At 60.5% G+C, this 8,172-nt stretch carries 7 protein-coding genes and 1 pseudogene; 3 read left to right on the top strand and 5 right to left on the bottom strand.

Annotation, left to right across the window (positions count from 1 at the left end):
* The first annotated feature begins 118 nt into the window (after window positions 1–118).
* A complete protein-coding gene (locus tag AC56K1_RS11925; protein WP_497158049.1) occupies window positions 119–1,114 on the top strand; it encodes a LysR family transcriptional regulator in 996 nt (331 codons plus the stop codon).
* A 615-nt stretch (window positions 1,115–1,729) separates the two neighbouring features.
* Window positions 1,730–2,170, top strand: coding sequence for a hypothetical protein (locus tag AC56K1_RS11930; RefSeq protein ID WP_497158050.1), 441 nt, complete (start codon window positions 1,730–1,732; stop codon window positions 2,168–2,170).
* A gap of 134 nt (window positions 2,171–2,304) precedes the next feature.
* On the opposite strand, the gene AC56K1_RS11935 is transcribed toward AC56K1_RS11930, so the two are convergent.
* Window positions 2,305–4,356: a TonB-dependent receptor gene (locus AC56K1_RS11935; RefSeq protein ID WP_497158051.1), complete on the bottom strand. Its 2,052-nt coding sequence runs from the start codon at window positions 4,354–4,356 to the stop codon at window positions 2,305–2,307.
* Window positions 4,357–5,189: 833 nt separating this feature from the next.
* Here AC56K1_RS11935 and AC56K1_RS11940 point away from each other — a divergent pair.
* Entirely contained in the window at window positions 5,190–5,420 is a 231-nt protein-coding gene (locus tag AC56K1_RS11940; protein ID WP_497158052.1) for a hypothetical protein, read from the top strand.
* Window positions 5,421–5,555: 135 nt separating this feature from the next.
* On the opposite strand, the gene ruvB is transcribed toward AC56K1_RS11940, so the two are convergent.
* The 4 genes and pseudogenes from ruvB to AC56K1_RS11960 all read right to left on the bottom strand — a co-directional run.
* The gene (gene ruvB, locus AC56K1_RS11945) at window positions 5,556–6,623 is read right to left on the bottom strand and encodes a Holliday junction branch migration DNA helicase RuvB (RefSeq protein WP_497158053.1); all 1,068 of its coding nucleotides are present in this window, start codon (window positions 6,621–6,623) and stop codon (window positions 5,556–5,558) included.
* 3 nt (window positions 6,624–6,626) lie between these two features.
* Window positions 6,627–7,208, bottom strand: coding sequence for a Holliday junction branch migration protein RuvA (gene ruvA / locus AC56K1_RS11950; protein WP_497158054.1), 582 nt, complete (start codon window positions 7,206–7,208; stop codon window positions 6,627–6,629).
* 19 nt (window positions 7,209–7,227) lie between these two features.
* Window positions 7,228–7,764, bottom strand: coding sequence for a crossover junction endodeoxyribonuclease RuvC (gene ruvC / locus AC56K1_RS11955; protein ID WP_497158055.1), 537 nt, complete (start codon window positions 7,762–7,764; stop codon window positions 7,228–7,230).
* A gap of 158 nt (window positions 7,765–7,922) precedes the next feature.
* A pseudogene (locus tag AC56K1_RS11960) lies at window positions 7,923–8,172 on the bottom strand (hypothetical protein); the annotation flags it as partial.

Raw genomic sequence — 8,172 nt, forward strand, 5'->3', positions numbered from 1 at the left:
GGTAAGTGCAAAAATTCATAGAACCAAATGAAGACTTGGCATGTCCCGAAAGAGTAGATGCGCCGTCGACACCAAAAGGTTAGACTCGTCTCATTGATTATTCAAATCGATTAAAAACATGATCGATATCAATGAGCATGATTTTCACAAGCTTGATCTGAATCTCCTGCTTGTCTTCACAGCACTGCTGCGCGAGCGAAGCGTGACTCGGGCTGCCAAACGTCTATACCTTGGTCAGCCGGCGATGAGCGCGTCCTTGGCTCGACTTCGCACATTCGCTGGAGACGATCTGTTCGTGAGAACGGCCCAAGGAATGGAGCCGACCACCCACGCTCTCGCGTTGGCAGAGCGTCTAAAGCCGGTCCTTGAAGGCCTCAGTGCTGCGCTCTTCGCAGATAGTGCGTTCGACCCGACCTCGAGTGATCGTACGTTCTCTCTGGGGATGTTCGATATCGGTGAGGTCACGCTGGCGCCTGCGCTGCTCGGCGCTCTGGCAGCACAGGCACTTCGCATACGGCTCGCATTGCGTCCAGTCGACCGGGCCAACGTAGTTGCCCAACTTGAAGCAGGGATGCTGGACCTTGCAGTGACAGACATAGGCCCCACGACGGGCTGGATATGTACCAAGCCGCTGTTCAAGGAGTCCTTTGCCTGCATGTTCGACCCCAAGCTGGTACAAGCGCGCATTCCAATCAGCCTTGAAGACTACCTTGCATACCCTCATCTTCTAACATCGTTCGGGGGTGAATTCACCGGCTATGTCGATGATGTCTTGGTAGAACGCGGCCTCAGCCGCCACGTTACGATGACCACGACGCGGTTCAGCACATTGCCGTTTGTATTGCGGCGCTTCCCGGGTATTGCTTCGCTCCCGGGAATAGCGGCGAGGGAACTGGCGAGCGCGCTGCGCCTGGAGGTCAGCCCGCTGCCATTTGAGGTGCCCGCCGTGGACCTCCATCTCGTCTGGCATGCCCGCCATGAAACGGACAAAGGTCACGAGTGGCTCCGGGACTTGGTCTACCGTACCTGCATGCGGTTGGCGTCACCTAAAGGTGAACAGGTCGGAAGTGCAAACTATCCGAAGACGCGCGCGCGGGTGGTGCGCCGCAACTGACATCGAAGAGTAAACCGTGACCGCGGACATTGATTACGAACGGGTCAGTTTGAACACTCCTCCATACCTTCTTAGAGTGTTGCGTTCACCAGTTGAATCCACAGTCGAAAAAGGACACGCGATAAGTCCCAGTACTTTGTAGGCCGATTGTTGAACAGCAGCCAGGTGGCAATTTTCGACGCTCGAACGCGTCGGGTCATATCATCTTTCGCTGTCTTAGTCTCGTCGCGAAAAGGCGCTGAAGGCATGGCTGCGTACCGCGTGCAGGACACTGCTGCCACATTCCATACGTTCTTTGCGTATCAAACGTGGGTGTACTGACCTAGGTCTCAAGGCGGCTCACCTATGCAGGCCGTGCCTTTTTACATGTCCGCTATGAATCGGATCCGGTCCTTCGTGACAGTCTGCGATTTTTCCGTCTTGGCGACCTGCTATGCTGAGCTCAACGGCCGGGTTCGGCCAGAAGCGGACCTTGTAGCCGCCCGAATAGAGGTACGAATAAAGAAAACTTGTCATGGAAAAACTGTCGCTGTCCGCGCTTGCAGATGAATTTCACACAACGATAAACGACAGTTTTCAGGCGCACTGAGTCACGACTCGAATAGAAGGTATTCTATGGAAAAAACAATCCGACGAGCATTCCTGCTGGCAGTCGCGAGTATCGTTTTTATGTCTGCGAACGCCGACGATGTTGTACTATTTTCGGTGAGTTCAAAAGCGCAAGGCAAGCCTTTCGATTTGTTGCTCACCGAGATTCAGCGTCTGCCAACGAAGTCCTACCTCAACGTCCCCGGTTTCCACGAGCGTACTGCAGCTGGCGCACGTTGGCTGATGTGTGCCTATACAAGTCTTGCTGTCGAGCGCGGCTACTCCCATTGGTTTGTCGTCTATCCGCCCGAGAAAAGTAATCGCGTTGTTTTAGCGTTTAGCAATTCGGCAACTGCATCGCCATCACAACTGCTAGGGGCAGATTACTCTCGGAAATTGGCTGTTAGCGACGGAATGATGCCGGTCGAACGGATGGCAAAATTCTGTGGCATCTCGGTGACGCGGTGACGAACAAAGTCCATCCACGACCACGCGCCGGGCGAACGGATCTGCATCCGCCTGGACGTCGACCACGTGGTCGACGTCCCCGCTTGACCGCTGCCGGCCCCTTGCGGGGCCGGCGGCAGTACCTTACGGCAGGTTTAGAAGCTAGCGAACAGCGACAGTTTCACGCTGCGCGGCGCGCCCGGCGTAATGTTGTTGTCGTTGTGGGCCGATGCCCAGTACTTCTTGTCGAACAGGTTTTCCACGTTCAGCTGCACGCGGTACTGCTTGCTGAAACGGTAGAAGACAGCGCCATCGACGCGGGTGAACGAAGGCAGCATCACCGTGTTCGACGTCGAGGTATAGAGGCTGTCGCGATAGACCACGCCCAGGGCTGCGGCCAGCGGTGCGCTGAAATCGTAGCGGCTCCACAACGAGAACGTGTGCTTCGGCACCATCGCCAGCTTTGCGCCGGAACGCACGGTGGCCGACTGGTTGGCGGTCAGCACCGCGTCCTGGTAAGCGTAGCCGCCCATGACGCTAAGTGCTTGGGTCACGCGTCCCGTCAGGTCCAGTTCGATGCCCTTGCTGCGCTGGCCATCAACCAGAATGCTGGTACCGGCCACCGCGCCCGGCACGACGACGTTGCTGCGGTCGAGCTGATAGATGGCGGCGCTGGCGGCCAGCAGCGGGGTTACGTCCCACTTCACACCGAGTTCGACATTGTCGAATTTCTCGGGATCGAAAGCACGGTTGCTGGCGGTAAGCGAGGTGAGCTGGTCACCGGCGCGCGGCAGGTAGGCGCGGCTGTAGCTGGCATATACCGACATCGCTTCCACCGGCTTGTAGATCAGGCCGAAACGTGGGGAGAGCGGCGTATCGGTCACCTCGAACTGGCCGTTGCTGGTGGCAAGGCGATTGTTGAAGTCGACGCTGAAACGGTCGTAGCGCAAGCCCGCCACCGCCTGCCACTGGGGCGAGAAGATGATCTGGTCCTGCAGATAGACGGACGCAACCTTGGCCTCGCTGTAGTTGCTGGTCGTCGCCGTCGGGAAGCTCACGCCGCCGGTATAGATCGGGTTACTGGCAAGAACACTCGCGGGGGCTGCGAAGGCACCGGTGCGGCGCGCGTTATCGGTTTCCTGGCGGCCGAGCTCGACGCCGGCGGCGATCTTGTGGGTGATGCTGCCGGTCGCCAGCGCGTAGCTCAGGTCGGTCTGGTTGAACAGGTTATTGCGTTCAGTCGTGTCGAGATAGGCGCCCACGGCGAGACGGCCGGTGGCTGCGTTGACGGCGCTGTTGGCATAGACGTTCTGGTAATACTTGTCGTACTTGGCCACACGGGTACGGTTGCGCAGCATGAAGCCATTGCCGGCGTCGTGTTCGACGTAGGCCGAGAAGGCATCTACGCGCACTGCGGTCGGGCTCAGCTCGGCATTGCCGAAGAAGGTCGACACGTCAGTGTCGAATGGACGGCCGTTGAACGACGGCACGCCGCGGTCGGCGATGCGGTCGTCGCGGAAATGCTCATAGCCGAGGCTGATGCGGGTGTTCCTGCCGGCGCGCAGGCTCATGGTCGGATTGATGCCCTTGCGTTCGAGCGTGACGCCATCGCGGTAGCTGTCCGACCGCTCGGCCATGGCATTGACGCGCACTGCCATGTCCGGGTTCACCGCCCCGCCGACGTCGACGGCGGCGCGTTTGTGGCCATACGAGCCGACGGATAGGTTGACAGCGGCCACGGGTGCCCAGCGCGCCTGCTTGCTGACGCGGTTGATCACGCCACCCGAACCGCCGCGGCCGAAGATCATGGCATTGGCGCCCTTGATGGCCTCGAGGCTTTCGATGTTGTAGAAGTCGCGGTAGTACTGCACGTCGTCGCGCATGCCATCGATAAAGAAATCGCCGGTGGAGCTATTGCCGCGGAACACGGCTGCGTCGCGGTTGCCTTCCCCCTGGGCCGTGACGATGCCCGGCACGTAGCGGATCGCGTCGGCGATGCTCTGCATGGCCTGGTCGTTCATCAACTGCCGCGTGATCACCGTCACCGACTGCGGCGTATCGCGCAGCAGCGTATTGGTTTTCATCACGCTGACGGTCGCTTTTTCGACATAGCCACGGTCGGCTGAGCCGAGCACTTCGACCACCGCCACCGGGGGAGGCTGGTCGTCGTTTGCAAGCGCTATGGAGCTGAAAAGCGTACCTGCCACGGCAAACGCGATAGGGGTCGGGCGGAAGAATGGTGAAGAACGCATAGTCGTCGATGGGAAAGTAAATGGGAATGAGAATGAGAATGGTTCCCAATTATATTACGGCGTGTATTTATCGCCAAGCAAGATTTTTGGGTCAATCCAGGGCAAGGCGATGGCCGTGGCGCAGGAAGCGCCACGTCGGCAAGCGTGGAAACACAGCTGCCGGTTCTCGCCCGGGAACCTTTCCTGTAAATCGTTAAGGGGACGCTGGCCCAGTTCCGTCGGGCGAACCAGCTATCAAGAGCGGTACAGCAAGCCCTTTACTTCGTCCGCGTCAAACGTCTTGCTTATCCCATTGATGCCCACGCCCATGCGTTTGCCGAACAAGTACATGGGCCGGAACGAGAAAGGAATTCGATTTTGCGTGCGGGTGTACACAATCTGAGCTAATCCTGACTGTGATCAGGTCCGCTATTGGCACAGGCTGTGTAAGAACGCGAATCGGACAGCACGCTGGCGAACCCAGACCTTTCAGAACGGCCGCTACGGCAACTTCTCGCGCAGTCGAGAATGGTGAAGAGACCCCTGAAAACACGCGGTTCTCGCGTTTTTACACAGCCTCGGCCGGAAGCGGCCGCTAGTGACAGGCTGACAGCCGAGACAGACATGTGGTCGCCGCGTGGAGTAGTTAAGTAACTTCGGCCCCGGTGTAGTTTGTGCACATCCTGTTCCGTTCCAGGTCTGTCCCGGTCCATCACACCGATTTACGTGGATTTACGGTCGGTAAGGGTATGTCTCGTCAGCGCATGTATCTAACAGGGTGAGTCGCTGGATTGACAAGGAGGCCTGCCATGAGATACAGCCCCGACTACTGGACGGATCGCCGTACGGATTTCCGCACGTCGCTGCTGATCGATGCGGCAATCAATGCGGCCAGCTCACATGATGTGTTCACCGCTGCGCAAGAACTTCTTGACCAGTGCACACCGCCTGACGTTGTGATCCGCGTCCTGACAAGATCGACGAAGCGACGTCGCTACCCTGAATCGGATATCTCGGGTTTATCGACTGATTCGTCTTGATGGTCGGTTTGCGCTGCAGGCCCCGGTTGGGCGCCTTCTCCTGGACGAGCCAAGCCTCTCGGCCGGTTCAGGAGGGGCTGCCCTTCGTCGTCACGCCCTCCTATTGGCATTACGCCAAGAGATTGCGAGGTACCCTCACCCCGGCGGCAGGTTGTCCCACAAATCCCCCGTCGGACTGATCCGCGGAGCCGTCACCCCAAAGTGCTGGTAAGCCAGCGGCGTAGCGATCCGGCCGCGCGGGGTACGCTGCAAATAGCCCTGCTGGATCAGGAAGGGCTCGAGCACGTCTTCGATGGTGTCGGCCGCTTCGCCGATCGCCGCCGCCAGGTTGCCGATGCCGACCGGGCCGCCGCCGAACTTGAACAGCACCGCTTCCAGCAACTTACGGTCCATCACGTCGAAGCCGACCGAGTCGACATCGAGCATCTTCAGTGCGAGGTCGGCGATGTCCTTGGTGATGTCGCCGTTGGCCTTTACTTCGGCATAGTCGCGCACGCGGCGCAGCAGGCGGTTGGCGATACGCGGCGTGCCGCGCGCGCGCCGGGCCACTTCGCGGGCGCCGTCCTGGTCGATCGGGGCACCCAGCAGCGCGGCGCTGCGGGTGACGATCTTGGTCAGCTCGTCGACGTTGTAGAACTCCAGCCTGGCCACGATGCCGAAGCGGTCGCGCAGCGGGTTGGTCAGCATGCCGGCGCGGGTGGTAGCGCCGACGAGCGTGAACGGCTGCAGGTCGAGCTTCACTGAACGGGCGGCCGGGCCCTCGCCGATCATGATGTCGATCTGGTAGTCCTCGAGCGCCGGGTACAGGATCTCTTCGACCACAGGCGACAGGCGGTGGATCTCGTCGATGAACAGCACGTCGTTCGGCTCGAGGTTGGTCAGCAGCGCAGCCAGGTCGCCCGGGCGCTCCAGCACCGGGCCGGAGGTCTGGCGCAGGTTGACGCCCATCTCGCGCGCGATGATGTGCGCCAGCGTGGTCTTGCCCAGGCCCGGCGGGCCGAACAGCAGGGTGTGGTCGAGCGCTTCGCGGCGGTTGCGCGCGGCGTGGATGAAGATCTCGAGCTGGGCGCGGATCTTTTCCTGGCCGACGTACTCTTCCAGCTGCTTCGGGCGCAAGGCGCGCTCGATCGCCTCCTCGTTGGGCGAGGCGGGGGCCGCGTCGATGACGCGCTGTTCGGTGAAATTGTCGGTCTGGATGCTCATTGCTTATGCTTTGGAGAGCGCCTTCAGCGCAAACTTGATGCCGTCCGAAACCGAGCTGCCTGCCGGCATGTTCTTGGTCGCGACCAGCGCTTCCTTGTCAGAATACCCCAGCGCCACCAGCGCATTGAGCACGTCGGTCTGGGTGTCGTCGCGCGGGACGCCGCCTGCGACCATGCCGAGGTCGGCGCCGAGCTTGCCCTTGAGTTCGAGCAGCAGGCGTTCGGCGGTCTTCTTGCCGACGCCCGGGACCTTCACCAGACGGCCGGTTTCCTGCAGCGTGACCGCCTGCGACAGCTCGGCCACCGTCATGCCCGACAGGATCGACAGCGCCATGCGCGCGCCGACGCCGGTGATCTTGATCAGCTGGCGGAACAGCGCGCGTTCAGAGGCGCTGCCGAAGCCGAACAGCAGGTGGGCGTCTTCGCGCACGGTCAGGTGGGTGAACAGCACCACGCGTTCGCCGGTGTGCGGCAGGTTGTAGAAGGTGCTCATCGGCACGTCGATTTCGTAGCCGACGCCGTTGCAGTCCACCAGCACGTGCGGTGGCGCTTTTTCGAGCAGTCTCCCTTCGATTCGACCGATCATCGTTGTTTCCTTGTTGTTTTTAGACGAGGCGGCTGCGTTTCATGCGCAGCGTGGTAGTGGCCGGCGTCAGCGCGCCGAGCAGGGCCAGGGTGTCGATGCTGTGGGCATGGCAGATGGCCACGCCCAGCGCGTCGGCGGCGTCGCTGCCGGGCAGGCCGGGCAGCTTGAGCAGGCGCGCGACCATGTCCTGCACCTGCGCCTTGGCCGCCCTGCCAGTGCCGACCACGGCCTGCTTGACCTGCACCGCAGTGTATTCGGCCACGTCGAGGTCGGCACCGACCAGGGCCGTAATGGCCGCGCCGCGCGCCTGGCCCAGCAGCAGCGTGGATTGCGGATTGACATTGACGAACACTTTTTCGATGGCCGCGCAGCCGGGCTGGTAGGCGGCGACGATCTCGCTCACTCCCTTCAGGATCACCTTCAGGCGCGGCGGCAGTGCACCCTCGGTACCGGTCTTGATGGTGCCGGACGCGATGTAGCGCAGCTTGGTGCCGTGTTTTTCAATGACGCCAAAACCCGTCGTGCGCAGGCCCGGGTCGATGCCGAGAATAATCATTGTGGAATGATATACGGCGGAAGGGGGTTGGTGGGGAAAATACTGTGTAAAAACACAGGTAGCGTCGGCTTCGGGTGACAGGCACCTGGAGTGGTGCGCGACGAACTTGGGTTCCGGCCTTGGCCCACTGGTGTCCAAGATAATTCGATACCTCTTCACTAGAGTGCCCCCGGCCGCTTCGAGGGCGCTGTTCTAGCTTGTTTTGGACGCGTTCGGGCAGTTTTCGTGTTGATGACGGGAGGCTCGAACAAAGTGGCAGTAATCAGGCTGAGGCAATGCCATAGCGTGTAGTTGATGCCATGCGCCTGCTTGTACAACGCGACCAGCAAGTATGAAATCAAGGCCGTCACAATTTGGATATGCACGGCATTTGGACTGCGTCCGAAGAATGCTTTGATCTTCAGGTGC

Source organism: Telluria sp. ZB4P37 (assembly GCF_059685855.1).